This window comes from Streptococcus infantis, from assembly GCF_018499575.1.
GTDB lineage: Bacteria > Bacillota > Bacilli > Lactobacillales > Streptococcaceae > Streptococcus > Streptococcus infantis_K.
The window spans coordinates 806423-833003 of record NZ_JAHDAP010000001.1 but is presented as its reverse complement, the minus strand read 5'-3'; the positions used below and the strand labels follow the sequence as shown (position 1 = coordinate 833003).

General features: G+C 39.2%; 27 protein-coding genes. 26 read left to right on the top strand and 1 reads right to left on the bottom strand.

Annotated features, from left to right (window positions below; translation table 11 throughout):
• Positions 1-12: 12 nt before the first annotated feature.
• The 17 genes from KJR31_RS04075 (at position 13) to KJR31_RS03995 (ending at position 12580) form a co-directional block, all read left to right on the top strand.
• On the top strand, positions 13-1173 hold the full coding sequence (locus tag KJR31_RS04075) for an ABC transporter substrate-binding protein (RefSeq protein ID WP_214262190.1): 1161 nt from the start codon (positions 13-15) through the stop codon (positions 1171-1173).
• Between the two features lie 115 nt (positions 1174-1288).
• Positions 1289-2158: a branched-chain amino acid ABC transporter permease gene (locus tag KJR31_RS04070; protein ID WP_214262189.1), complete on the top strand. Its 870-nt coding sequence runs from the start codon at positions 1289-1291 to the stop codon at positions 2156-2158.
• 3 nt (positions 2159-2161) lie between these two features.
• Positions 2162-3118: a branched-chain amino acid ABC transporter permease gene (locus tag KJR31_RS04065; protein ID WP_004252374.1), complete on the top strand. Its 957-nt coding sequence runs from the start codon at positions 2162-2164 to the stop codon at positions 3116-3118.
• A complete protein-coding gene (locus KJR31_RS04060) occupies positions 3118-3882 on the top strand; it encodes an ABC transporter ATP-binding protein (RefSeq protein WP_214262188.1) in 765 nt (254 codons plus the stop codon). The genes KJR31_RS04065 and KJR31_RS04060 overlap by 1 nt, the downstream gene beginning before the upstream one ends.
• Positions 3882-4592 (top strand): ABC transporter ATP-binding protein, encoded by a 711-nt coding sequence (locus tag KJR31_RS04055; RefSeq protein WP_214262187.1) that lies wholly within the window; start codon positions 3882-3884, stop codon positions 4590-4592. The genes KJR31_RS04060 and KJR31_RS04055 overlap by 1 nt, the downstream gene beginning before the upstream one ends.
• A 307-nt stretch (positions 4593-4899) precedes the next feature.
• Positions 4900-5556: a CBS domain-containing protein gene (locus KJR31_RS04050; RefSeq protein WP_214262186.1), complete on the top strand. Its 657-nt coding sequence runs from the start codon at positions 4900-4902 to the stop codon at positions 5554-5556.
• Positions 5557-5684: 128 nt separating this feature from the next.
• Positions 5685-5975: a 30S ribosomal protein S6 gene (gene rpsF / locus KJR31_RS04045; RefSeq protein ID WP_001151775.1), complete on the top strand. Its 291-nt coding sequence runs from the start codon at positions 5685-5687 to the stop codon at positions 5973-5975.
• Positions 5976-5986: 11 nt separating this feature from the next.
• Entirely contained in the window at positions 5987-6457 is a 471-nt protein-coding gene (locus KJR31_RS04040; protein ID WP_214262185.1) for a single-stranded DNA-binding protein, read from the top strand.
• A gap of 31 nt (positions 6458-6488) precedes the next feature.
• Positions 6489-6728: a 30S ribosomal protein S18 gene (gene rpsR / locus KJR31_RS04035; protein WP_000068664.1), complete on the top strand. Its 240-nt coding sequence runs from the start codon at positions 6489-6491 to the stop codon at positions 6726-6728.
• 195 nt (positions 6729-6923) lie between these two features.
• A complete protein-coding gene (locus tag KJR31_RS04030) occupies positions 6924-7433 on the top strand; it encodes a GNAT family N-acetyltransferase (RefSeq protein WP_214262184.1) in 510 nt (169 codons plus the stop codon).
• Positions 7434-7513: 80 nt separating this feature from the next.
• The gene (locus KJR31_RS04025) at positions 7514-8914 is read left to right on the top strand and encodes a bifunctional Cof-type HAD-IIB family hydrolase/peptidylprolyl isomerase (RefSeq protein WP_214262183.1); all 1401 of its coding nucleotides are present in this window, start codon (positions 7514-7516) and stop codon (positions 8912-8914) included.
• A 1-nt stretch (position 8915) separates the two neighbouring features.
• A complete protein-coding gene (locus tag KJR31_RS04020; RefSeq protein WP_004252382.1) occupies positions 8916-9278 on the top strand; it encodes a S1 RNA-binding domain-containing protein in 363 nt (120 codons plus the stop codon).
• A 48-nt stretch (positions 9279-9326) separates the two neighbouring features.
• The gene (locus KJR31_RS04015; RefSeq protein WP_214262182.1) at positions 9327-10076 is read left to right on the top strand and encodes a tRNA1(Val) (adenine(37)-N6)-methyltransferase; all 750 of its coding nucleotides are present in this window, start codon (positions 9327-9329) and stop codon (positions 10074-10076) included.
• Positions 10066-10350: a GIY-YIG nuclease family protein gene (locus tag KJR31_RS04010; RefSeq protein WP_214262181.1), complete on the top strand. Its 285-nt coding sequence runs from the start codon at positions 10066-10068 to the stop codon at positions 10348-10350. Before KJR31_RS04015 ends, KJR31_RS04010 begins: the two co-directional genes overlap by 11 nt.
• A gap of 84 nt (positions 10351-10434) precedes the next feature.
• Positions 10435-11370: a manganese-dependent inorganic pyrophosphatase gene (locus KJR31_RS04005; protein WP_214262180.1), complete on the top strand. Its 936-nt coding sequence runs from the start codon at positions 10435-10437 to the stop codon at positions 11368-11370.
• A gap of 63 nt (positions 11371-11433) precedes the next feature.
• On the top strand, positions 11434-11946 hold the full coding sequence (locus tag KJR31_RS04000) for a YiiX/YebB-like N1pC/P60 family cysteine hydrolase (protein ID WP_214262179.1): 513 nt from the start codon (positions 11434-11436) through the stop codon (positions 11944-11946).
• Positions 11930-12580 (top strand): DUF1803 domain-containing protein, encoded by a 651-nt coding sequence (locus KJR31_RS03995; protein WP_214262178.1) that lies wholly within the window; start codon positions 11930-11932, stop codon positions 12578-12580. Before KJR31_RS04000 ends, KJR31_RS03995 begins: the two co-directional genes overlap by 17 nt.
• A gap of 38 nt (positions 12581-12618) precedes the next feature.
• On the opposite strand, the gene KJR31_RS03990 is transcribed toward KJR31_RS03995, so the two are convergent.
• Complete coding sequence (locus tag KJR31_RS03990; RefSeq protein ID WP_214262177.1) at positions 12619-14064, bottom strand: UDP-N-acetylmuramoyl-L-alanyl-D-glutamate--L-lysine ligase; 1446 nt, start codon at positions 14062-14064, stop codon at positions 12619-12621.
• Between the two features lie 105 nt (positions 14065-14169).
• On the opposite strand from KJR31_RS03990, the gene KJR31_RS03985 reads away from it, so the two are divergent.
• The 9 genes from KJR31_RS03985 (at position 14170) to KJR31_RS03945 (ending at position 26539) form a co-directional block, all read left to right on the top strand.
• The gene (locus KJR31_RS03985; RefSeq protein ID WP_214262176.1) at positions 14170-15792 is read left to right on the top strand and encodes a putative polysaccharide biosynthesis protein; all 1623 of its coding nucleotides are present in this window, start codon (positions 14170-14172) and stop codon (positions 15790-15792) included.
• A 189-nt stretch (positions 15793-15981) separates the two neighbouring features.
• Positions 15982-17940 (top strand): peptide ABC transporter substrate-binding protein, encoded by a 1959-nt coding sequence (locus KJR31_RS03980; RefSeq protein WP_214262175.1) that lies wholly within the window; start codon positions 15982-15984, stop codon positions 17938-17940.
• A 142-nt stretch (positions 17941-18082) separates the two neighbouring features.
• On the top strand, positions 18083-19177 hold the full coding sequence (locus KJR31_RS03975; RefSeq protein ID WP_214262174.1) for a cystathionine gamma-synthase: 1095 nt from the start codon (positions 18083-18085) through the stop codon (positions 19175-19177).
• A gap of 4 nt (positions 19178-19181) precedes the next feature.
• Positions 19182-20348 carry a MalY/PatB family protein gene (locus tag KJR31_RS03970; protein WP_214262173.1) on the top strand — a complete coding sequence of 389 codons (1167 nt, stop codon included), beginning with the start codon at positions 19182-19184 and terminating at the stop codon, positions 20346-20348.
• Positions 20349-20439: 91 nt separating this feature from the next.
• Positions 20440-23538 (top strand): DEAD/DEAH box helicase, encoded by a 3099-nt coding sequence (locus KJR31_RS03965; protein WP_214262172.1) that lies wholly within the window; start codon positions 20440-20442, stop codon positions 23536-23538.
• A gap of 46 nt (positions 23539-23584) precedes the next feature.
• Positions 23585-24178, top strand: a complete 594-nt coding sequence (locus KJR31_RS03960; protein WP_214262171.1) for a cystathionine gamma-synthase — start codon at positions 23585-23587, stop codon at positions 24176-24178.
• An 11-nt stretch (positions 24179-24189) separates the two neighbouring features.
• Positions 24190-25524: a UDP-N-acetylmuramate--L-alanine ligase gene (gene murC, locus KJR31_RS03955; RefSeq protein ID WP_214262170.1), complete on the top strand. Its 1335-nt coding sequence runs from the start codon at positions 24190-24192 to the stop codon at positions 25522-25524.
• Positions 25525-25532: 8 nt separating this feature from the next.
• Positions 25533-26048 (top strand): GNAT family N-acetyltransferase, encoded by a 516-nt coding sequence (locus KJR31_RS03950; protein ID WP_214262169.1) that lies wholly within the window; start codon positions 25533-25535, stop codon positions 26046-26048.
• Positions 26045-26539, top strand: a complete 495-nt coding sequence (locus KJR31_RS03945) for a GNAT family N-acetyltransferase (protein ID WP_214262168.1) — start codon at positions 26045-26047, stop codon at positions 26537-26539. Before KJR31_RS03950 ends, KJR31_RS03945 begins: the two co-directional genes overlap by 4 nt.
• Positions 26540-26581: the final 42 nt, after the last annotated feature.

Sequence of the window (26581 nt, the reverse complement as noted above, 5' to 3'; positions counted from 1 at the left end):
AAGGAGATAAACATGAAGAAAAAATTTGCATTATCACTTGTAGCTCTTGCAAGTACAGCTCTCTTAGCAGCTTGTGGGGAAGTGAAGTCAGGAGCTTCAAACACAACTGGTAACCCAATTGATGAAAAAGTTGTAAAAATTGGTTTCAACTTCGAAGAAACTGGTGCTGTAGCATCTTACGGTACATCTGAGCAAAAGGGTGCTCAACTTGCGGTTGATGAAATCAACGCAGCAGGTGGTATCGATGGAAAACAAATCGAAGTAGTTGATAAAGATAACAAATCTGAAACTGCTGAAGCTGCTTCTGTTTCAACAAACCTTGTGACTCAATCTAAGGTAGCAGCTATCGTAGGACCTGCGACTTCAGGTGCGACTGCAGCAGCAGTAGCAAATGCTACACAAGCTGGAGTCCCATTGATTTCTCCAAGTGCTACTCAAGACGGTTTGACAAAAGGTCAAGATTTCCTCTTCATCGGAACATTCCAAGATAGCTTCCAAGGGAAAATCATCTCAAACTACGTTTCAAATAAATTGAACGCTAAGAAAGTTGTCTTGTATACAGATAACTCAAGCGACTACGCTAAAGGTATTGCAAAATCTTTCCGTGATTCATTCACAGGTGAAATCGTAGCAGATGAAACATTTGTATCAGGTGATACAGATTTCCAAGCAGCTTTGACAAAAATCAAAGATAAAGACTTTGATGCTATCGTATTGCCAGGTTACTACACAGAAGCTGGTAAGATTGTAAACCAAGCTCGTGGTATGGGAATTGATAAACCAATCATCGGTGGTGATGGATTTAACGGTGCAGAATTTGTTCAACAAGCAACTGCTGAACGCGCATCAAATATCTACTTCATCTCAGGATTCTCAACTACTGTTGATGTTTCAGATAAAGCAAAAGCCTTCCTTGAAGCTTACCGTGCAAAATACAACGAAGATCCTTCAACATTTGCAGCTCTTGCTTATGACTCAGTTTACCTTGTAGCTAACGCAGCAAAAGGTGCAAAAACTTCAGTTGATCTCAAGAACAACCTTGCTAAAACACAAAACTTCGAAGGTGTTACAGGTCAAACAAGCTTTGATGCAGATCATAACACTGTGAAAACAGCCTTCATGATGACCATGAATAATGGTAAAGTAGATGCGGCAGAAGTCGTAAAACCTTAATTTTATAGATATTGTAAATGGGGAATGAGCTTTTACTCACTCCCTGTTTCGGTATTTATAAAGGGATTATTTTTTTACATAATCCTAAAAATAAAACATAGAAAGAGTGAACCATATGCTTCAACAACTTGTCAATGGTCTGATCTTGGGTAGTGTTTACGCCTTGCTAGCCCTGGGTTATACTATGGTTTATGGAATTATCAAGCTGATTAACTTTGCCCATGGTGATATTTATATGATGGGTGCTTTCATGGGTTATTTCTTGATCAATTCCCTACATTTAAATTTCTTTTTAGCCTTAATTTTATCTATGATTGGTTCAGCTATCCTCGGTGTTATCATTGAATTTTTAGCCTATCGTCCACTACGTCATTCCACTCGTATCTCTGTATTGATTACTGCTATCGGGGTATCCTTCTTGCTTGAGTATGGAATGGTCTATCTAGTAGGTGCCAATACACGTGCCTTCCCTCAAGCAATCCAAACAGTTCGTTATGACTTGGGTCCAATCAGTCTAACAAATATTCAATTGTTGATTTTGACTGTTTCGATTGTTTTGATGATTCTTTTGCAACTCATCGTGCAAAAAACAAAAATGGGGAAAGCCATGCGTGCCGTATCTGTAGATAGTGATGCAGCTCAATTGATGGGGATCAACGTAAACCGCACAATCAGTTTCACCTTTGCATTAGGATCAGCTCTGGCTGGTGCAGCAGGTGTCTTGATTGCCCTTTACTACAACTCTCTTGAACCATTGATGGGAATGACTCCGGGTATTAAATCATTCGTGGCTGCCGTTTTAGGTGGTATCGGTATTATTCCTGGTGCAGCTCTTGGAGGTTTTGTAATCGGACTATTGGAAACTTTTGCAACAGCCTTCGGAATGTCAGATTTCCGTGATGCTATCGTGTACGGAATCTTGCTATTGATTTTGATTGTTCGTCCAGCAGGTATCCTTGGTAAGAATGTGAAAGAGAAGGTGTAAACAATGAAAGAAAATTTAAAAGTTAATATTCTCTGGTTGCTCCTTTTGTTGCTTGGATATGGTGTGATTAGCTTATTAGTTTCGTTTGGTATTTTAAACCTTTTCCATATTCAGATTCTAGAACAAATCGGTATCAATATTATTCTTGCAGTAGGACTTAACCTTATCGTTGGTTTTTCTGGTCAATTTTCTCTTGGACATGCTGGGTTCATGGCTATCGGTGCCTATGCAGCAGCCATTATTGGTTCTAAATCTCCAACTTATGGTGCCTTTTTTGGAGCTATGTTGCTTGGTGCTATCATTGCTGGTTTGGTTGCCTTGGTCGTTGGAATTCCTACCCTTCGTTTGAAGGGGGACTACCTTGCAGTTGCGACACTTGGAGTTGCTGAAATTATCCGTATCCTAATCGTCAATGGTGGTGATTTAACAAACGGAGCCGCTGGTATCCTTGGTATTCCAAACTTTACTAATTGGCAAATGGTATACATTTTTGCCGTGATTACGACAATTGCAACGCTGAATTTCCTTCGTAGTCCAATCGGTCGTTTAACCTTGTCTGTTCGTGAAGATGAAATTGCAGCTGAATCTGTCGGGGTCAATACAACAAAAATCAAAATTATCGCATTTGTCTTTGGAGCTATGACTGCAAGTATTGCAGGTTCCCTTCAAGCTGGATTTATCGGTTCTGTTGTGCCAAAAGATTATAGCTTTATCAACTCTATCAACGTTTTAATTATCGTTGTATTTGGTGGTTTGGGATCAATTACAGGAGCAATTGTCGCTGCGATTGTTCTTGGTATTTTGAATATGTTCCTTCAAGACGTTGCTAGCGTTCGTATGATTATCTATGCTTTGGCCTTGGTACTCGTTATGATTTTCAGACCAGGTGGTCTTCTTGGAACATGGGAATTGAGCCTATCACGTCTCTTTAAAAAAGGTAAGAAGGAGGGACAAAACTAATGGCATTACTTGAAGTAAAAAATTTAACCAAGCATTTTGGTGGTTTGACAGCTGTTGGAGATGTAACTCTTGAATTGAATGAAGGTGAACTTGTTGGTTTGATTGGACCGAACGGAGCTGGGAAAACAACTCTTTTCAATTTGCTGACAGGTGTGTATGAACCAAGCGAAGGAACAGTAACCTTGGATGGTCACTTGTTAAATGGCAAGCAACCCTATAAAATTGCTGCTCTTGGTTTAGGACGTACTTTCCAAAACATTCGTCTCTTTAAAGACTTAACTGTATTAGACAATGTTCTCATTGCATTTAGCAACCATCATAAACAACATGTATTTGCTAGTTTTTTGCGTCTGCCAGCTTTTTACAAGAATGAAAAAGAATTAAAAGCCAAAGCCCTAGAACTACTAAATATCTTCGATTTAGATGGTGAGGCTGAAACTTTAGCTAAAAACTTAGCTTATGGTCAACAACGTCGTTTGGAAATTGTTCGCGCCCTTGCTACAGAGCCTAAAATCCTCTTCTTGGATGAGCCTGCAGCAGGTATGAATCCACAAGAAACTGCAGAATTAACTGAATTAATTCGTCGGATCAAGGATGAATTTAAAATCACCATCATGCTGATTGAACATGATATGAGCTTGGTCATGGAAGTTACTGAGCGTATCTATGTCCTTGAGTATGGTCGTTTGATTGCTCATGGTACACCAGATGAAATCAAGAGTAATAAACGTGTTATCGAAGCTTATCTTGGAGGTGAAGCCTAATGTCTATGTTAAAAGTTGAAAACCTCTCAGTACACTACGGTATGATTCAAGCTGTACGTGATGTGAGCTTTGAAGTCAATGAAGGAGAAGTTGTTTCTCTTATCGGTGCTAACGGTGCTGGTAAAACTACAATTCTTCGTACCCTATCAGGTCTTGTGCGTCCAAGTGCTGGTCGAATTGAATTTTTGGGACAAGAAATCCAAAAAATGCCTGCCCAAAAGATTGTAGCATCAGGTCTTTCACAAGTACCAGAAGGTCGTCACGTTTTCCCTGGCTTGACAGTTATGGAAAACTTAGAGATGGGTGCCTTTCTCAAGAAAAATCGTGAAGAAAATCAAGCAAACTTGAAAAAAGTCTTTTCACGCTTCCCACGTTTAGAAGAACGGAAGAACCAAGATGCGGCTACTCTATCTGGTGGTGAACAACAGATGCTTGCCATGGGACGTGCACTCATGTCAACGCCTAAACTTCTTTTATTAGATGAACCATCAATGGGACTTGCTCCGATTTTTATCCAAGAAATTTTTGATATCATTCAGGATATTCAAAAGCAAGGAACAACTGTTCTTCTGATTGAGCAAAATGCTAATAAAGCACTTGCAATCGCAGATCGAGGCTATGTTCTTGAAACAGGGAAGATTGTTCTTTCAGGAACAGGAAAAGAACTCGCAGCATCAGACGAAGTCAGAAAAGCATATCTAGGTGGCTAAAACAATCCAGTGGATTGTTTTAGTCGGCGGATAAAAATTGCGTCAGCAATTAACATCTAGTCTGGGAGACTAGTTTAGGTTGTGGATGGAGATTGCGCATGCAATCCCTCTATAGTCTGGGGGACCTTTTTAGTCGGCAGATAAGGATTGCGACGCAATTCAGACAAGTATAATAATAAGAGCTCTAGGTGGGGCTCTTTTTCGTAAAGTTCTCAGAGTTATCTGAATCTTGAAAAAGAAATGAAAGCGTTTGATAGCTTTCCGTAAAAAGTGTATAATAAAACTATAAACATAAAGGAGATTTCCGATGGCAGTTAAAGATTTTATGACACGAAAGGTCGTTTATATCAGTCCTGATACGACTGTAGCGCACGCTGCAGATTTGATGCGCGAGCAAGGTTTGCACCGTCTTCCTGTTATTGAGAATGATAAACTAGTTGGTTTAGTAACAGAGGGAACAATCGCTGAAGCTAGTCCTTCAAAAGCAACTAGTCTTTCAATCTTCGAGATGAATTACTTGCTTAATAAGACAAAGGTAAAAGATGTCATGATTCGTGATGTTGTTACTGTTTCAGGCTATGCAAGTTTAGAAGATGCAACTTATCTTATGCTTAAAAATAAGATTGGTATTTTACCAGTTGTTGATAATGGACAATTGTATGGAGTCATTACAGACCGAGATGTATTCAGTGCTTTTCTTGAAATCGCTGGTTATGGTGAAGAGGGAATTCGTGTTCGTTTTATCACTGAAAATGAAGTTGGGGTTCTAGGTAAGATAGTTTCTTTAATCGTTGAGGAGAATCTTAATATTTCTCATACTGTTAATATTCCACGTAAAGATGGCAAAATTGTTATTGAAGTTCAAATTGAAGGAACAGTTGATCTTAGTTCTTTGAAGAAGAAATTTGAAGAAGAGAATATTTTCGTAGATGAAATTACAAAAACTGCAGCAAAAAAACTCTAAAAAGTAAACTATTATTGTTTTACACTTGCGAAAAAAATTTTTTTCTAGTATAATAGTTTATTGTGAGCAAACCTCACTTACCCCATGCAAAGACTTGGGGTCATTAGACCAAAAGGAGGAACATATCAATGGCTAAATACGAAATTCTTTATATCATTCGTCCAAACATTGAAGAAGAAGCGAAAAACGCTTTGGTAGCACGTTTTGACTCTATCTTGACTGACAACGGTGCAACTGTTGTTGAATCAAAAGATTGGGAAAAACGTCGTCTTGCATACGAAATCCAAGATTTCCGTGAAGGACTTTACCACATCGTTAACGTTGAAGCAAACGATGACGTAGCTCTTAAAGAGTTTGACCGTCTTTCAAAAATCAACGCTGACATTCTTCGTCACATGATCGTCAAACTTGACGCGTAAGAAGGTAGATTATGATTAACAATGTTGTACTTGTAGGGCGTATGACACGTGACGCTGAGTTACGTTATACCCCATCAAATGTAGCAGTTGCGACTTTTACTCTTGCAGTAAACCGTACATTCAAGAGTCAAAACGGCGAACGTGAGGCTGATTTTATCAACGTCGTTATGTGGCGCCAACAGGCTGAAAATCTTGCTAATTGGGCTAAAAAAGGCTCTCTTGTTGGGATTACAGGCCGTATTCAGACTCGTAGTTACGATAACCAGCAAGGACAACGTGTCTACGTGACAGAAGTCGTAGCTGATAATTTCCAAATGTTGGAAAGCCGTAGTGCTCGTGAAGGACAAAGTGGTGGAGCTTATTCTGCACCAACTGCGAATCATGCAGCTTCTACAAATTCAGTACCAGACTTTTCACGTGATGAAAATCCATTTGGAGCAACCAATCCTTTGGATATTTCAGATGATGATTTACCATTCTAATGGACAATTAATACTATAAAGGAGAAAAAACATGGCTCAACAACGTCGTGGCGGATTCAAACGCCGTAAAAAAGTTGATTACATCGCAGCAAACAAAATTGAATATGTTGATTACAAAGATACTGAGCTTCTTAGCCGTTTCGTTTCAGAACGTGGGAAAATCCTTCCTCGTCGTGTAACTGGAACTTCAGCTAAAAACCAACGTAAAGTAACAACAGCTATCAAACGCGCTCGCGTAATGGCTTTGATGCCTTTCGTAAACGAAGATTAAAAAAAAAGACCCGGGTGGGTCTTTTTTTCAAGAGCATTGAAATGAGAGAGCGAGTTGGGGTCCGGGTGGACCTCTTTTTCAGGCCTCTGTTGGACAGAGCTACTTTTTGACCTAGTAAGCTCCTTTTTTCTTACTAGGTTTTTTCTTTTTATTATCGTGCTATAATGGTAGGACAAAGCTTTAAAGGAGCAGCTTATGAAGACGACATGTTCAATTAGAAAAATGCAAGAATCTGACATTAAAGATCTATCTCTAGGATTTATCAGCCAAGGTTGGCCAAGTAGAGAGGAGATTTTAACTCGATATTTTAAAGAGCAGGAAAGTGGAGAGAGGGAAGTGTTAATTGCTGACTTTACTAGTGCTGTAGCGGGCTACATTACTATTTTACCCGATGCTAAGCAGGGTCCCTTTGCTGGAAGGGCTCCGGAACTTTCAGATTTTAATGTCTTTGAGCCTTTTCAAAATCAAGGAATTGGAAACCTCTTGATGGAAGAGGCAGAAAGACGAGTAAAGCTTTTTTCAGACAAAGTGACGTTGGGTGTAGGTTTGCACTCAGGCTATGGACCTGCCCAGAGATTGTATATCAGACGGGGCTATATTCCAGATGGGACAGGTGTTTGGTATCGAAATCAACCCTTGAAAATGAATGCAACTAGCCAAAATAATGATGATTTGGTGTTGTATCTAGTAAAGGAATTCGGATAAGATACAAGGATTTTCTTGGGGATGTGGGATTTTTCTACTTTATGGTATAATGGAAAGAGTGAATTGAAGGAGGTATTATAATGGATGCCAAGTTAAGATACAAGGCTAAGAAGATTAAAATTATCTTTTTTGATATAGATGATACTTTACGAAATTCAAAGACAGGTTTTGTTTCAAGTACTATTCCAACAGTCTTTAAACAATTACGCCAAAAAGGAATCTTGACAGGAATTGCGACTGGTCGAGGCATTTTTGGTATCGTCCCAGAGATTAAAGCCCTCAAACCTGATTTCTTTGTAACTTTGAATGGTGCTTATATTGAGGACAAAAAAGGCAATGTCATTTATAGTAACAAAATTGCTAAAGATAAGGTTGAAGAGTATATTACTTGGACCAAAGAAGTTGGGATTGATTATGGTTTGGTGGGAAGTCATGCTGCTAAACTATCAAGGCGAACAGAGATGATTAGCCAGGCGATTGACCCGATTTATCCTGATTTAGAGGTGGACCCTGATTTTTACCAAAAAGAAGATATTTATCAGATGTGGACCTTTGAGGATCAGGGAGATGACTTGATGTTGCCTGAAAGTTTAGCATCGACTTTGCGTATGGTACGCTGGCATGAACATTCGTCAGATGTTGTACCAATTTCAGGTTCAAAAGCAGCTGGTGTAGCAAAAGTTGTAGAACATTTAGGTCTTAAACCTGAGAACGTCATGGTCTTTGGAGATGGACTGAACGATATGGAGCTCTTTGATTATGCAGGCATTAGCATCGCTATGGGTGTTTCTCATGACAAAATCAAAGAAAAAGCAGATTATATTACAAAAACATTAGAAGAAGATGGCATTTTTGATGCCTTAGAAGGATTTGGTATGGTAGAAAAAGAATTACATTTTCCACAAGTAGACATTGAAGCAGTAGAAGGTCCGATTGTGACTATTAAGACAAATCATGGGGATATGCGTGTCAAGCTTTTCCCTGATCACGCACCAAAAACAGTAGCCAACTTTATTGCTCTATCAAAAGATGGTTACTATGACGGTGTGATTTTCCACCGTATTATTAAAGATTTTATGATTCAAGGTGGAGACCCAACTGGTACTGGTATGGGTGGTGAATCTATCTATGGTGAGTCATTTGAGGACGAGTTTTCAGAAGAACTTTACAATGTGCGTGGAGCCCTTTCTATGGCCAATGCTGGACCAAATACAAATGGTAGCCAGTTCTTTATCGTGCAGAACCAACACTTGCCATATTCTAAAAAAGAAATTGCTCGTGGTGGTTGGCCAGAGCCAATTGCTGAGATTTATGCAGAACAAGGTGGAACTCCTCACCTAGACCGTCGTCATACTGTATTCGGTCAACTTGCGGATGAAGCTTCTTATGAAGTTCTGGATGCAATTGCAGGTGTCGAAACAGGTGCCATGGACAAGCCAGTTGAAGATGTCGTAATTGAAACTATTGAAATTGAGGACTAAAATGAAAATCGGTGATAAGCTAAATGGCCGAATTACTGGGATTCAGCCCTATGGAGCTTTTGTTGAGTTAGAAACAGGAGTGACAGGCCTGATTCATATTTCGGAGATTCGGACAGGATTTATCGAGAATATTTACGAGGTTTTAAAAATCGGTGATGAAGTCCAGGTACAGGTGGTAGATTTTGATGAATATACAGGGAAGGCTAGCCTTTCCATTCGTACCTTGGAAGAAGAAAAACATCAACTTCCTAGACGGAGACGTTTTTCGAATGATCGCATTAAACATGGATTCGCGCCGCTTGGCCGCATGATGCCTGTTTGGACTCGAGAAGCCTTGGAGCATTTAAAGAAAAACAGTAATTGATATCCCTCAAATCATTGTGATGTTATTATATTTTGTTATAATAGAAGTATGAACGAAGAACAATTATTAAAATCAGGAGAGCGCATTAACCAACTCTTCTCTACAGATATCAAGATTATTCAAAATAGAGAGGTTTTCAGCTATTCGGTGGATAGTGTTCTTCTGTCGCGTTTTCCACGTTTCCCTAAAAATGGGTTGATAGTAGATTTCTGTGCAGGTAATGGAGCTGTTGGACTATTTGCCAGTAGTCGTACCAAGGCTAAAATTCTATCTGTAGAAATTCAGGAACGTCTAGCTGATATGGCTGAACGGTCGGTTCGTTTAAATGGCTTAGAAGAGCAGATGCAGGTTATTTGTGATGATTTGAAGAACATGCCTAGCTACATTCAGGGGAGCAAGGTCGATTTGATTTTGTGCAATCCACCTTATTTTAAGGTGGACGCAAATTCTAATCTGAACGAAAGCGAGCATTACCTTTTAGCTCGGCATGAAATTACGACCAATCTCAAGGAAATTTGTCGTAGTGCCCAAAGTATTCTCAAATCAAACGGGCGTTTGGCAATGGTTCATCGTCCAGATAGATTATTAGATATCTTAGCTACACTCCAACAGCATAATCTAGCTCCAAAGCGCCTACAATTTGTTTACCCTAAACGGGAAAAGGAAGCCAATATGCTTTTGATTGAGGCTATCAAGGACGGTTCCACTAGTGGCTTTAAGGTTTTACCACCACTCATTGTTCATAATAGTGATGGTACTTATACACCAGAAATTCAAGAGATTTACTATGGTTCATAAGGCTTATATGTATGTGGTTGAGTGCCGTGATGGTTCCTACTATACAGGCTATACAACAGATGTCAAGAAACGAGTTGCTGTCCACAATAGTGGTAAAGGAGCCAAGTATACACGAGCTCGGTTGCCAGTTAAACTCATTTTTGCGGAAGGTTTTGATAGTAAGGAAGAAGCCATGTCTGCAGAAGCTCTTTTCAAACGTCAAACACGCTTGCAAAAAGAACATTATCTCAAAGAGTATCAAAATAAAAATTTAGTCAATACTTTTGACATGTAGCGAGGAGTCATTTGACTCCTCTTACTTTTGTCAAAAATTAAAAAAAATGCTACAATAAGGAGAATAAAGAAACGAGGTATTATCATGTCTAAGATTCTAGTATTTGGTCACCAAAATCCGGACTCAGATGCTATCGGTTCATCTGTAGCCTTTGCTTATCTTGCAAAAGAAGCTTATGGTTTGGATACAGAAGCAGTAGCTCTTGGAACTCCAAATGAAGAAACTGCTTTCGTATTGGACTATTTTGGTGTGGAAGCACCACGCGTGATCACATCAGCTAAAGCAGAAGGTGCAGAGCAAGTCATCTTAACAGACCACAATGAATTCCAACAATCTGTTTCAGATATCGCTGAAGTAGAAGTTTACGGTGTAGTGGACCACCACCGTGTGGCTAACTTTGAAACTGCTAGCCCACTTTACATGCGTTTGGAGCCAGTTGGATCAGCATCTTCTATCGTTTACCGCATGTTCAAAGAACACGGTGTAGCTGTTCCAAAAGAAATTGCAGGTTTGATGCTTTCAGGTTTGATTTCAGATACCCTTCTTTTGAAATCTCCAACAACTCACCCATCTGATAAGGTGATTGCGCCTGAATTGGCAGAATTGGCTGGTGTGAACTTGGAAGAATACGGTCTTTCAATGCTTAAGGCTGGTACAAATTTGGCAAGCAAATCTGCTGAAGAATTGATCGACATCGATGCTAAGACGTTTGAACTCAACGGAAATAATGTTCGTGTTGCCCAAGTTAATACAGTCGATATTGCTGAAGTATTGGAACGTCAAGCTGAAATCGAAGCAGCTATCCAAGCCGCAAATGCAGCTAATGGATACTCTGACTTTGTCTTGATGATTACAGACATCGTCAACTCAAACTCAGAAATTTTAGCCCTTGGTGCTAATATGGACAAGGTAGAAGCAGCTTTCAACTTCAAACTTGAAAACAACCACGCTTTCCTTCCAGGTGCTGTTTCACGTAAGAAACAAGTGGTACCACAATTGACTGAAAGCTTTAATGCTTAATGATAAAGGGGATAACCCATTGTTAAAAAGGAGTTTCGGCTCCTTTTTTGCTAGGAGGAGACCATGTTAGAATCTGGCGATTTGATTTTTGTGAGAGAAAATACGGAAATGGGGCAGGCCATCCAGGCATCAACTGGGAACTATAGCCATGTGGCTATCTTTTTAGACGGAAAGGTCTATCATGCTACGGCGGAAGGTGGCGTCCTAGCCCAGTCACCTGAAGATTTCTTTGAAGCTGAGAAGGTATATGACCTATACCGCTATGCAGAGATTGATGACAAAGAAGTCAAAAAGCGAGCAGAAAACCTTTTAGGTGCTCCCTACAATGCTTCCTTTTATCCAAATGGAGATGGTTTCTATTGTTCCCAGTTCATCGCTGAACTACTTCCTATCTTTGAGACCATTCCCATGAAGTTTGGTGAAGGAGAACAAGAGATTAGTTCGTTTTGGGAAGATTACTACCGAGAACTAGGACTAACTGCGCCTCTGAATCAGCCAGGAACCAATCCCAGTCAGTTGGCCCAGTCTCCCCGTCTACAGTTTAAAGAAAGATATACGGATGATTACAATTATTAATCCCACACGCTTGACGCGTCAGCCTTTTTTTAAGGACTTGATCAACTATCTAGACCAGCAGGATGATGTAATTTTGCGGCAGATCAAGGCTCAATTTCCAGATCAGCCAGTGGACAAGATGATGGAGGAATATATTAAAGCGGGCCTCATCCTTCGAGAAAATAAACGCTATTATCTCAATCTCCCTTTTCTAGAGTCTACAGAATCTCTTGAACTAGACCAGGAAGTTTTTGTGAGAGATGATAGTCCAATCTATCAAGAAATCTTAGGGAAACATTTTCAGACTGAATTGCGCAATCAAACCAATGCAGCTATTTTAGAAGAGTATACGGATTTTGCAAGGGAAAAGATGACCTTGTCTAATTACTTTTACAAGGTCAAGCACCAATATCCGCTGACAAAAGAACAGCAGAGACTGTATGACATTTTAGGAGACGTCAATCCCGAGTATGCTCTCAAGTATATGACAACCTTCTTGCTCAAGTTTCTCAAAAAATATGAAGTCCAGCAAAAGCGCAGAGACATCTTTGTCGATAGTTTAGAAGTCTTAGGATATATCCGAAAAAATGATGAAGGCAAATATGAATTAGCAGTGGACTTGGACAAGGAAAGACTGATATTTATGAAACAATAGAAAAGGCTAGGAAAATTTCCTAGCCTCGTTTCGTTTGACTATAGATAACGTTCTGCAACAGCCGCATCACCTGGATAATCTTCTTTCTTACCTTGAATGATTTGGTAGCAATCAGCACCTTTACCAGCGATAATGATAGCATCTTCAGCTTGGCTCGTAATAGTCATAGCAGCCTTGATGGCTTGCTCACGGTCAGCAATCATTTCAACAGGATGATGGATATAGCTACTGATTTCATCTGCAATGGCCATTGGATCTTCGTAGTTTGGATCATCAGCTGTTAGGAATACTTGAATTTCAGGATGTTGATTGAGGAGAAGTCCAAAGTCCTTACGACGGCTTTCTCCCTTGTTTCCAGTAGAACCAAGGACTAGAGCAATTTTTCCAGTTTGATGAGTTTCAACAACTGAGATTAATTTTTTCAGACTATCACCGTTATGTGCGTAGTCAATGAATACTTTTGCGCCATTTTTCTGAGTGAGGACTTCCATACGACCAGGAACGCGAGTTGCTGCGATCCCTTTTTTGATGTCTTCTAGACTAGCCCCTAGACGAAGACAAGCGAGTCCAGCTGCAATAGCATTTTCTTGGTTGAAGTATCCAATTAACTGGATATCATAATCTCCAGCTAATTTACCAGTAGCTGAGAAGCTAAAGGCTTTGGAGTTCTCGATTTGATTATCAGATTGGCTACCATAGAAGTCATGGTCTTGATGTTCTACTTGTTCTTTCAGTACAGAGAAGTGATCCATATCACTATTGATGATAACTGCTCGGCTATTTTTCATCAAGAGACGCTTGTGGTAGAAGTAGTCTTCAAAGGTTGGATGCTCAATCGGTCCAATATGGTCTGGTGTGATGTTGAGAAAAACTCCCACGTCGAAAGTTAAACCATACACTCGATTTACCAGATATGCTTGGCTGGAAACTTCCATTACCAGATGAGTTCTACCATTCTTAACCGCTTGAGCCATCATATCAAAGAGATCAATATTTTCAGGTGTTGAGAAGGAAGATTTAAAGAAAGTCTTACCATCTAAAGTTGTATTCATTGTTGACAAGAGAGCTGTTGGGTAGCGTTGGGACAAGATATGATAGGCAAAGTAAGCCGCTGTTGTTTTTCCTTTAGTTCCAGTGAAAGCAAGAATTTTGAGTTTATTCTGAGGGTTGCCATAAAATTCCATGGCAATCAAACTCATGGCTTTCTTGATATTGTTAACAACAATAACAGGAATACCAACTTCATAGTCCTGCTCTGCCACGTACCAACCAAGCCCTTGTGAGATAGCTGAAAACAGATATTCTTTTTTAAAGGCAGCTCCTTTGGCAAAAAATAGAGTATTTTCTTTGGTTGTTCGGCTATCATAACTAATGCTATCAAAAATAACATCGCTGTAGTTATAGTGGTAATGTCCTTGGTCGATAATCTCACGGAAGAGACCATCTTTCTTTAAAATATCTAATATAGTTTCAATCTTTATCATACTTTCTATTGTAAACTGAAAGTCTGAATTTTACAAGTAACAAGGAAAAGTTTATAATGGAAGATAAGGAACATTTCCTAGTTATTAAAAATGAATGAGGAAGTTATGTCTAACGAAAATAATCATCAGCAGGCCCAGATGTTACGAGGGACTGCCTGGCTAACAGCAAGTAACTTTATTAGTCGCCTGCTCGGAGCTATTTACATTATTCCCTGGTATATCTGGATGGGGACTTATGCTGCAACGGCTAACGGTCTCTTTACCATGGGTTATAATATCTACGCCTGGTTCTTGTTGATTTCGACAGCAGGTATCCCAGTTGCAGTTGCTAAGCAGGTCGCTAAATACAATACCATGCATGAGGAAGAGCATAGTTTTGCCCTGATTCGGAGCTTCTTAGGCTTTATGACTGTATTGGGTCTTGCCTTTGCTTTGGTTTTATATCTCTTTGCGCCTTGGTTGGCAGATCTTTCCGGTGTAGGGAAGGACTTGATTCCCATTATGCAAAGTCTAGCTTGGGCTGTCTTGATTTTCCCGTCTATGAGTGTGATTCGTGGATTTTTCCAAGGAATGAATAATCTCAAACCTTATGCTATGAGTCAAATTGCTGAACAGGTTATCCGAGTCATTTGGATGCTCTTAGCGACTTTTATCATCATGAAGCTCGGTTCGAAAGATTATCTAGCAGCAGTCACCCAATCTACCTTTGCAGCCTTTGTGGGAATGGTGGCTAGTTTTGCAGTCTTGATCTATTTCCTTTACAAAGAGGGATTGCTTCAAAAAGTTTTTGAAACGCGAGATAAGATTGATAGTAAAGGTCTCTTGGTAGATACGATTAAGGAAGCTATTCCCTTTATTATAACTGGTTCAGCTATTCAACTCTTCCAAATCTTAGACCAGATGACCTTTATCAATAGCATGAAGTGGTTTACCAACTACAGTAATGAAGACTTAGTTGTCATGTTTTCTTATTTCTCTGCCAATCCAAATAAAATCACCATGATTCTCATATCGGTTGGAGTTTCGATTGGTAGTGTTGGTTTACCTCTCTTGACGGAGAACTATGTCAAGGGTGATTTGCCAGCAGCTTCTCGCTTGGTACAAGATAGTATCACGATGCTCTTCTTATTCCTGATACCTGCAACAGTTGGAGTCGTAATGGTGGGAGAACCACTCTATACAGTCTTTTACGGTAAGCCAGACGGCTTGGCAATGGGCTTGTTTGTCTTTGCGGTCTTGCAGTCAACAATTTTAGGTTTGTACATGGTCTTGTCACCAATGCTTCAGGCTATGTTCCGTAACCGCAAGGCAGTCTTGTATTTTGTGTATGGCTCAATTGCTAAGATTGTTTTGCAATTGCCATCGATAGCTATTTTCCATAGTTATGGTCCTCTCATTTCAACGACAATCGGTCTCATCATACCAATTGTTTTGATGTACCGTGAAATTTGTCGGATTACTGGAGCTCGTCGTAAGGTTATCTTGAAGAGAACAATTCTAGTCACTATTTTGACACTAGTGATGTTTATCCTAGTAGGCTTCTTACAATGGATTCTTGGATTTGTCTTCCAACCAACTGGTCGTTTCTGGAGTTTCCTCTATGTCGCCTTGATCGGTACAATCGGTGGAGGCCTCTATGGCTTCATGACTCTCTATACTCGACTTTTGGATAAGGTCATTGGACAGGCAAAAGCTAACCAGTTGCGAGCACAATTAAAATTATCATAATAGTTTATAAATAAAACGAACAATTTGAACTTTTTACGTAAAAAAAGTCTAAATTGTTCTTTTTTTCTTAAAAAAATACAAAAAAATATAAAAAATGTAGAAAAATATAAATTTTAGAGCATAATCACTTGACTAAAAAAAACAATAGCTGTATAATGATACAAATATTTAAATTTGGAGGTTCTGTTTATGAAAAAGTCTAAGGCAAAATATCTGACGCTAGCAGGCGTTGCCCTAAGTGCCGGTCTGCTATTGGCGGCTTGTAGCAACTCAGCTAGTTCTACAAAGACATATAATTATGTATATGGTAATGACCCCTCAAGTCTTAACTATCTCCTAGAAAACCGTGCAACAACAGGTGATGTTGTGACAAACTTGGTTGATGGTTTGATGGAAAATGATCAATACGGGAACTACATTCCTTCATTGGCAGAAGATTGGACTGTTTCCAAAGATGGTTTGACTTATACTTACAAACTTCGTAAGGACGCCAAATGGTATACAGCAGATGGTGAAGAGTATGCACCAGTGACAGCACAAGATTTTGTGACAGGATTGAAGTATGCTGCGGATAAAAATTCAGAAGCCTTGTATCTAGTGCAAGATTCTGTTGCTGGTTTGGCAGACTATGTTAGCGGAAAAACTACAGACTTTTCAACAGTTGGAGTAAAAGCTATTGACGACCAGACTGTTCAATATACTTTGACTCAACCAGAACCTTATTGGAATTCAAAAACAACTGCAACTATTCTGTTCCCAGTAAATGCTGATTTCTTGAACTCAAAAGGAGATGATTTCGGTAAGGTGGACCCATCAAATATCTTGTATAATGGTCCGTTTATTCTCAAATCATTCACTTCGAAATCTGTTCTTGAATACAAGAAAAATCCAAACTATTGGGATGCAAAAAATGTATTTGTAGATGATGTCAAGTTGACTTACTATGATGGAAGCGACCAAGATGCGCTTGTTCGTAACTTTAGCGAAGGTGTTTATAGTTTTGCTCGTCTCTATCCAAATAGTTCAAGTTTTGCAGGTGTACAAGAGAAATACAAGGATAATATCATCTATAGTATGCAAGATGCGACTTCTTTCTACTTTAACTTCAATCTAGATAGAAAATCATATAATCACACATCAAAAACGACAGATGCTGAAAAGACAGCCCAACAAGAAGCTGTTTTGAATAAATCGTTCCGTCAAGCTATGAACTTTGCCTATGACCGTACTGCCTATGGAGCTCAGTCACAAGGGGAAGAGGGAGCAACTAAGATTATCAGAAACTTGCTCGTTCCACCGTCATTTGTAACCCTCGATGGTAAAGATTTTGGTGATGTCGTAGCTTCTAAGATGGTTAACTACGGTCAAGTTTGGAAAAATGTGAACTTTGCTGATGCACAAGATGCTTACTATAATGCCGACAAGGCCAAAGAAGTCTTTGCACAAGCTAAGAAAGAATTGGAAGCTAAGGGCGTTCAATTCCCAATTCACCTAGATTTACCAGTTGATCAAACCTTCAAAAAAGGTGTCCAAGAGGCAAGTTCATTTAAGCAATCTATCGAGTCAGTCTTGGGTGCAGATAATGTCGTTATCGATATTCAAATGCTTAGCACAGAAGAAATGGATAGTATTGGTTATCTTGCAAACACAGCTGCTCAAAAAGACTACGACCTCTACAATGGTGGTTGGGGACCAGACTATCAAGATCCATCAACCTATCTTGATACTCTAAGTCTGACAAGTGGTGGTTCATTGCAAAACCTTGGTTTGGAACCAGGAGAAGCAAATGCCAAAGCAAACGCGGTTGGTTTGGATACTTATACTAAGATGTTGGAAGAAGCTAATGCTGAACAAGATTTGAACAAACGTTATGATAAGTACGCTGAAGCACAAGCTTGGTTGGTGGATAGTGCCCTCACACTTCCGAACGTATCTAAAGGTGGTACACCAGGAATCAGAAAAACAGTCCCATTCTCTGCTGCCTTCTCTCAAGCAGGAAATAAAGGTGTTGAATCCTACAAATATGTTAAACTGCAAGATAAAGTTGTTACAACGGCCGAGTATGAAGAAGCTAGACAAAAATGGCTGAAAGAAAAAGAAGAATCTAATAAAAAAGCTCAAGAAGATCTAGCTAAACACGTTAAGTAGGGACTCTAAATGTAAAAACGGTAACCTTTAATTAGGTTATCGTTTTTCATATAGTTTGAAACTATAACTGGCTCTTGAAAACAAGAAAACGAAGGTTCCAAAATAAGTGGTACAATAGTTAGTATAGATTTGGAGGTAACGTATGAGCAAATCATTTCACATTAACACAATTTTAGCACAAGCAGGTATCAAGTCTGATGAGGCAACGGGAGCTTTGGTAACTCCACTCCACTTTTCAACGACTTATCAGCATCCAGAATTCGGTCAATCAACTGGATTTGACTATACACGTACTAAAAACCCAACTCGTAGTAAAGCAGAGGAAGTCTTGGCTGCCATTGAATCCGCCAACTATGCTTTGGCAACTAGTTCAGGTATGTCTGCGATTGTCTTGGCCTTTAGTGTCTTTCCAGTAGGAAGCAAAGTTTTGGCTGTCCGTGACCTTTACGGTGGTTCTTTCCGCTGGTTCAATCAAGTTGAGCAAGAAGGACGTTTCCACTTTACCTATGCTAATACAGAAGAAGAGTTGATTGCTGAGCTAGAAAAGGATGTGGATGTACTTTATATCGAAACACCAACCAACCCTTTAATGTTGGAATTTGATATTGAAAAATTATCAAAATTAGCTCATGCTAAAGGTGCTAAGGTTGTCGTAGACAATACCTTCTACAGTCCGATTTACCAACGTCCAATTGAAGATGGAGCAGATATTGTTCTTCATTCAGCAACAAAATACCTTGCGGGACATAATGATGTGCTAGCTGGTGTAGTTGTGACAGATAGTGCTGATTTATACGAAAAACTCTTTTACAATCTCAATACGACAGGGGCTGTTTTGTCACCATTTGATAGTTATCAATTGATTCGTGGTCTGAAGACCTTGTCACTTCGTATGGAGCGCTCAACTGCTAATGCCCAAGAAATTGTAGCCTTTTTAGAGCAATCACCTGCTGTCAAAGAAGTTTTGTATACAGGACGCGGGGGAATGATTTCCTTTAAGGTAGCAGATGAGAAGCGTATTCCTCATATCTTAAATACTTTGAAAGTATTCTCGTTTGCTGAAAGCTTAGGTGGTGTAGAAAGCCTGATTACCTATCCAACCACTCAAACCCATGCAGACATTCCTGCAGATGTTCGTCATTCTTATGGACTGACAGATGACCTCTTGCGCTTGTCTATTGGGATTGAGGATGCTAGAGATTTGATTGAAGACTTGCGTCAAGCCTTGGAAGGATAAAATTATGGGAAAATATGATTTTACGACCTTGCCCAATCGTTTTGGACATCATACCTATAAATGGAAAGAAGCAGAGACTGACCGTCAAGTATTGCCAGCCTGGATTGCAGACATGGATTTTGAGGTTTTACCAGAGATTCGTCAGACAGTTCATGATTATGCAGAGCAATTAGTCTATGGCTATACCTATGCTAGTGATGGATTGATTGAAGCAGTTCAAGACTGGGAAGAAAAACACCATGGTTATCGCTTTGATAAGGATTCCCTGGTCTTTATCGAAGGAGTAGTACCAGCCATTTCAACAGCCATTCAAGCCTTTACCAAAGAGGGTGAAGCAGTGCTCATTAACACTCCCGTATATCCACCTTTTGCTCGGAGCATTAAGCTCAATAATCGTAGATTGATCACCAATTCTCTAGTGGAAAAAGATGGACTCTTTGAGATTGACTTTGATCAATTAGAAAAAGAATTTGTCGAAGAGGATGTGAAACTTTATGTTCTTTGTAATCCTCATAATCCTGGTGGACGAGTTTGGGAGAAAGAAGTCTTGGAAAAGATTGGACAACTGTGCAAAAAACATGGTGTTTTGCTAGTATCTGATGAGATTCACCAAGATTTAGCCTTGTTTGGAAATAAACACCAGTCATTCAATACGGTAAATGACGATTTTAAAGAATTTTCACTGATTTTAAGCAGTGCTACCAAAACATTTAACATTGCCGGAACGAAAAATTCTTACGCTATTATCGAGAATCCAAAGTTGAGACTTGCTTTCCAAAAACGTCAGCTAGCCAATAATCAACATGAAATCTCAGGTTTGGGATATTTGGCAACAGAAACTGCCTATCGCTATGGAGAGGATTGGTTGACAGAACTCAAAGAACTGATTGAGAAGCATATCAATTATGTAGTGGATTTGTTTGGAAAAGAAACTAAAATTAAGGTCATGAAACCTCAAGGAACTTATCTCATTTGGCTTGATTTTTCAGCCTATGATATAAACGATGACGAGCTAAGAAGTCTCTTAAGAGATGAGGCCAAGGTTATCCTGAACAGAGGCTTAGACTTTGGTGAAGAAGGAGCCCTCCACGCTCGCTTAAATGTGGCCATGCCTACATCTGTCTTGGAAGAAGTTTGCCAACGAATGCTGGTCACTTTTTCAAATAAATAAAAACTAGCCTTTTAGGAGAAAAGTCTTCCTAGAAGGCTATTTTCATAGGCAGAAATATGGTATAATTAAGAGATAAAGTAAAGGGGAAACTATGGCTAAATTGATTCCAGGGAAACTTCGAATGGAGGGAGTAGCACTCTACGAAACTGGTAAGATTGAAATCGTTAAAGAACAAGACCATTATATCTATGCGCGTGTAGCAAATGAAGAAATTCGCTATAGTTTGGATGATGATTTAATTTTTTGTGCATGTGATTTTTTCAAAAAAAGAGGTTACTGTGTTCATTTGGCAGCACTGGAAACTTACTTTAAAAATGACCAGCTAGGACAGAAAATCTTGCTTAACTTGGAGGCTAATCAGGAAGAGAAAGAGACTGTTGAGTCACAGGTAACTATTGGAGGGAATTTTTTAGAATCAATCCAACTTCCAAGTCAGGCTGATAAATATCAGCTTTCTGCTCAAGGACAGGTGGAAGCAGGGACTAATCGCATTGTCTGGACGTTAAGGGTTGGTCTTTCTCAACAAGAAAAGTTTTATGTGATTAGAGATATCCCTCTTTTCTTAAAAGTTATTGAGGCTAACAAACCTTACATGATAGGAAAAAGTTACGAGTCTTCTTTAAGATTTGAGCACTTTGATAAAGGCAGCCAGGAAGTCTTGAATTTCTTACTAGGTTTGGTTGTCGAGAAGGTTGAGTACACTATTTTTTTCCCAAATCAAGGACGACACCTCTATTTCCCTAAGTCTCTTTTTGAACAGGGTGCTAGCCTACTGATGGGTTTAAGTGTATTTCAATTTGATCATCAGCTTTCGACATATCACCATCTTCTTTTCCAGGATTTTGATGGTCAAGCAGGCTTATTTTCTTTTCAGATTGAAGAAAAATCCAACTATTATGAGATGGAAATTTCTGAACGGGCAGGAATCAATTTCTTTTATAGAGGACAAGTACTATTCTCAAAAGGAACTTTTTATCTCTTGTCAAAAGAACAGGCCAGCTTGTTAGATACATTAAGAAAAGTGCCTTTGGACAGTAGCGGCAAAAAGATTTTACAATTTGATACCAGCGATCGAGATCGCTTAGCATCAACCTTATCACGCTTTAAAAACCTTGGAACAGTTGATATTCCTGATGGTCTTAAAATCCACTCTTTCCGTCCTTCTTTCTACATGGAACGAGAAGAAGATGGTTCCATTCGTCTAGATATGCAGTTTCAATATGAAACTTGCTTAGTTAGGAACCGTAATGAACTAGAGAATCTCCCTTTTGCTAGTGATATTCAACTAGAGAAACAGATTTTTCAGTTGGCTCTATCAGCAGGATTTGAAGCGGAATTTCAATCGTGGCGTCAAAGTCTAAAAGCAGAAGGTGTCCATGCTTTCTTTCAGGAAGTTTTACCAGCCTTTGCAGCCCTTGGAGAATTAAAGATTTCAGAGAGCCTACAAGATCTTTATCGGGTTCAGAAGCCTCAAGTTCAGATATCTTCGAAGGGAATTCTTTTAGAAATTCAATTTGATTTTCAGGATATTGATCAAGAAGAAATCAATCGCGCGATGAAAGCCTTAGTCGCAAAGCAAGATTATTATATCAGTCCCTCTAATCAGGTCTATTATTTCGATGAACAGACCAAGCGTATTCGTCAGGATCTAGAGGATTTAGGAATTGAAGAGATGGAGAGTGATTCTTTCCATGCTCGTAAATCTTTAGCTTATACACTTTCCTATCTATTTAAGGACCAGGATCAAGTTACATTTACTGAAGAATTCCGACATTTGGCACATGATTTAACGCATCCAGAAGATTTTCCAATGAAACCTCTGAATATCAAAGCAGAACTCAGAGACTATCAGAAAAAGGGAATTCAATGGCTTCAAATGCTTCACCATTATGGATTTGGTGGAGTTTTAGCAGATGATATGGGGCTTGGCAAGACCCTGCAAGCTATCGCTTTTCTAAGTAGCCAGCTTCAAGACAATACCCGTGTCTTAATTCTTGCTCCATCTGGTTTGATTTATAACTGGGCTGATGAATTTGAAAAATTTGCACCTCATTTAGATGTAGCTGTTGTACATGGATTGAAACCTTATCGTGAGACTGTTTTAGCAGAAAATCATCAGATTTATCTGACGAGTTATGCCACTTTCCGTCAGGATAGTGACAGTTACAAGCGGATGTCTTTTGACTTTCTATTTTTGGATGAAGCCCAAGTGATGAAAAATGCCCAAACCAAAATTGCTAAGATTTTGAGAAAGTTTGTGGTTCCATCAGTTTTTGCTCTTTCTGGAACACCAATTGAAAATAATCTAGGGGAATTATGGTCTATCTTTCAAATTGTCTTGCCAGGGCTTCTACCAGCAAAAAAAGACTTTATGAAATTACCAGCCGATAGAGTTGCTCAGTTTATTAAACCGTTTGTGATGCGTCGGAAAAAAGGGGATGTCCTTACTGAACTACCTGATTTGATCGAAGTGGTTTATAAGAATGAACTGGAAGATGAGCAAAAAGCCATTTATCTAGCTCAATTGCAACAGATGCAAGAACGCTTGGTGCAAGTAACTGAGTCAGAATTTCAACGAAATCGTGTCGAAATTTTAACGGGTCTCATGCGTCTCCGTCAGATTTGTGATACTCCGGCCTTATTCATGAAGGATTATAAGGGGGATAGCGGAAAGCTTGATAGTTTACGAGATCTGCTCAGTCAAATTGCTGAGGGAAATCATCGTGTACTCATCTTCTCTCAATTTAGGGGGATGTTGGACCGCATCGAAGAGGAGTTGCCACAGCTTGGTTTAACTTCCTTTAAGATTACAGGTTCAACTCCCTCACAGGAACGCCAAGAAATGACCAAAGCTTTTAACCAAGGGGAATGCGATGTATTTTTGATTTCTCTAAAAGCTGGTGGAGTTGGTCTCAATCTTACTGGTGCGGACACTGTTGTTCTGGTCGACTTATGGTGGAATCCAGCAGTTGAATCGCAGGCTATTGGTAGGGCTCATCGTATGGGACAAGAACAAGCTGTTGAAGTTTATCGACTAGTAACTCGAGGAACAATTGAAGAAAAGATTCAAGAGTTACAAGAGCAGAAAAGAAATCTGGTCTCAGAAGTATTAGATGGAACAGAGTCTCGTGGAAGTCTCACGCTTACTGAAATTCAAGAAATATTAGGAATTTCTGAACCCAAGACTTGAAAAATCAAGACTTTACGCTATAATGGAGTATTGAAAGGGAATAAAAATGAAACAAGAAAGATTTCCAATAGTGTCAGATGATGAAATTATGCTGACAGAGATGCCATTTATGAACTTATATGATGAGTCGGATTTGATTAGTAATATCAAGGGAGACTACCAGGACAAAAACTACTTGGAATGGTCACCAATTACGACAGAAAAAAAGTCGCCGATTCAAGCATCAGATAAACGGATTGAAAAAAAGGAAAAATCCTACGCTGAACTGGCTCGTGAGGAAGCAAGAGCTGATTTGAAACGGAAACGTTCAGCAAAGTATTTGACCCAAGATGTTAGTTTTACCAAACGTTATAAACCTTCAAATAATGTTGTAAGGCAGGCAAATCAGCCAACAGCTCCTTTCCAAAAGGAAAATCCTGGTGAGCTTACCAAATATAGTGAAAAATTAACTCAAAGCCATTATATTTTAGCTGAAACTGCTCCTCAGATGCAACAAACGACTAAAGAAGAGCAACTTGGACCTAAGAAAAATAATTATGATTTTTTAAAGAAAAGCCAAATTTATAACAAAAAAGAACATCAATCAGAAAAAGAACGTAAAATTGCTCAAGAGTTAAACTTGACAAATATGACAGAGTAAAGGGGAAAAAGATGGCAAAAACCTATCATTTTATCGGAATTAAAGGATCAGGAATGAGTGCCTTGGCCTTGATGTTGCACCAAATGGGGCATAAGGTGCAAGGGTCTGACGTAGAGAAATACTATTTTACACAACGAGGATTAGAGCAAGCAGGGATCAAGATTTTGCCTTTTGATGAGAAAAATCTTCAAGGGGATCTAGAAATCATTGCTGGGAATGCCTTTCGTCCAGATAACAATGTTGAAATTGCTTATGCAGACAAGAATGGACTAAGCTATAAACGTTATCATGAATTTCTTGGTAGCTTTATGCGTGACTTTATCAGCATGGGTGTTGCTGGAGCACACGGTAAGACTTCAACAACAGGTATGCTTTCTCACGTTTTGTCACACATCACTGATACAAGCTATCTAATTGGAGATGGTACAGGTCGTGGTTCTGAAAATGCCAAGTATTTTGTCTTCGAATCAGACGAGTACGAGCGTCATTTCATGCCATATCACCCAGAGTACTCTATTATTACTAATATCGACTTTGACCATCCTGACTATTTCACAAGCTTAGAGGATGTCTTCAACGCCTTCAATGATTATGCTAAACAAATTACTAAAGGTTTGTTTATCTACGGTGAGGATGCTGAGTTGCGTAAGATTACGGCAAATGCACCAATCTACTATTATGGTTTTGAAGCTGAAGGAAATGACTTTGTAGCTAGCGATTTTCTTCGTTCAACAACTGGTTCAACCTTTACAGTTCATTTCCGTGGACAAGAGTTAGGTCAATTCCACATTCCAACCTTCGGTCGTCATAACATCATGAATGCCACAGCAGTCATTGGTTTGCTTTATACTGCTGGTTTTGATTTGAATTTGGTGCGTGAACACTTGAAGACTTTTGGTGGAGTAAAACGTCGCTTTACAGAAAAGATTGTCAATGATACAGTTATTATCGATGACTTTGCTCACCATCCAACTGAGATCATTGCGACCTTGGATGCAGCTCGTCAGAAATACCCAAGCAAGGAAATTGTTGCTATCTTCCAACCACATACCTTTACTCGAACAATTGCCTTATTGGATGATTTTGCCCAAGCCTTGAATCAAGCTGATGCAGTCTACCTAGCACAAATCTACGGATCAGCTCGTGAAGTTGACCATGGTGATGTTAAGGTTGAAGATTTAGCAGCCAAGATTCATAAAAAACACCAAGTCATCACTGTTGAAAATGTTTCTCCTCTTCTAGACCATGATAATGCTGTCTATGTCTTCATGGGAGCTGGAGATATTCAAACTTACGAATACTCATTCGAGCGTCTCTTGTCTAATTTGACAAGCAATGTTCAATAAGGAAGATTATGGAATTTCCAATTAAAATTCGGGAAGCTCAGCGATCAGATATTGATCAGATTTGCTTGATACAAGAAAGTAATTCAAACTTCCTAGAAAACATGAATAGAGAAATAATAGAAGAACGTATCCGTAATCATGCGGATACGTTTCTATTAGCTTGTCTTGATGATCAGGTAGTTGCTTATATTTCAGCGACAGTTCTTGCTACATCCTCAGTAAGTAGATGGATAGTAGAGATGGCAGATGGAGAAGCTATTAGTAATAGAAATCTTGTGATTGATGGCTTATCTGTTCATCCGGATTATCAAGGGCAAGGATTTGGAACCTTGCTGCTGGCGGCCTTGAAACAAGTTGCTCTTCAACAAAATTGTCTCGGTATTTATCTTCTTTGCAAGGATGAATTGCTGTCTTATTTTGAGATGAATGAATTTATGGAGCAAGGAATAGTAGACGTGGGAGTCAGCAATGAAGTTAATTTTCTCATGTGGTGGAAGAATCCCTTTCATAAGGAGGAGCTATGATTATTCGACAAGCTAGACTTAGTGATTTAGACCGTATTTTAGAGATTGAACTAGAAAATTTTTCAATCGAAGAAGCCATTCCTCGTTCTGTTTTTGAAGCCCACCTAAAAGAGATTCAGACTAGTTTTTTAGTGGCTGAAAAAGAAGGGGAGATACTCGGTTATATTGAAGGACCAGTAGTCCCTCACCGTTATTTGCAAGATCAGTCTTTCACTGAGGAAATAAAAGACCACAGTCATAAGAAAGGTGGTTATATTTCTGTAACTTGTCTGTCTATAGCTAAAGAAGCTCAATCTCTAGGGCTAGGAAGAAAACTACTGACTGCTCTTAAAGAAGTGGCTCTTAAGCATGAACGAGAGGGAATCAATCTAACTTGCCATGACTACCTGATTGAATACTATGAGAAGCATGGTTTTGTCAATGAAGGGAAGTCTAAATCCCAATTTGCAGGCAAAGAATGGTATGATATGGTCTGGGAAAACAAGAATTAGTGATTGGAAAGGCTTCTAAGGTTGCTTTTCTCAAGTTTTTAA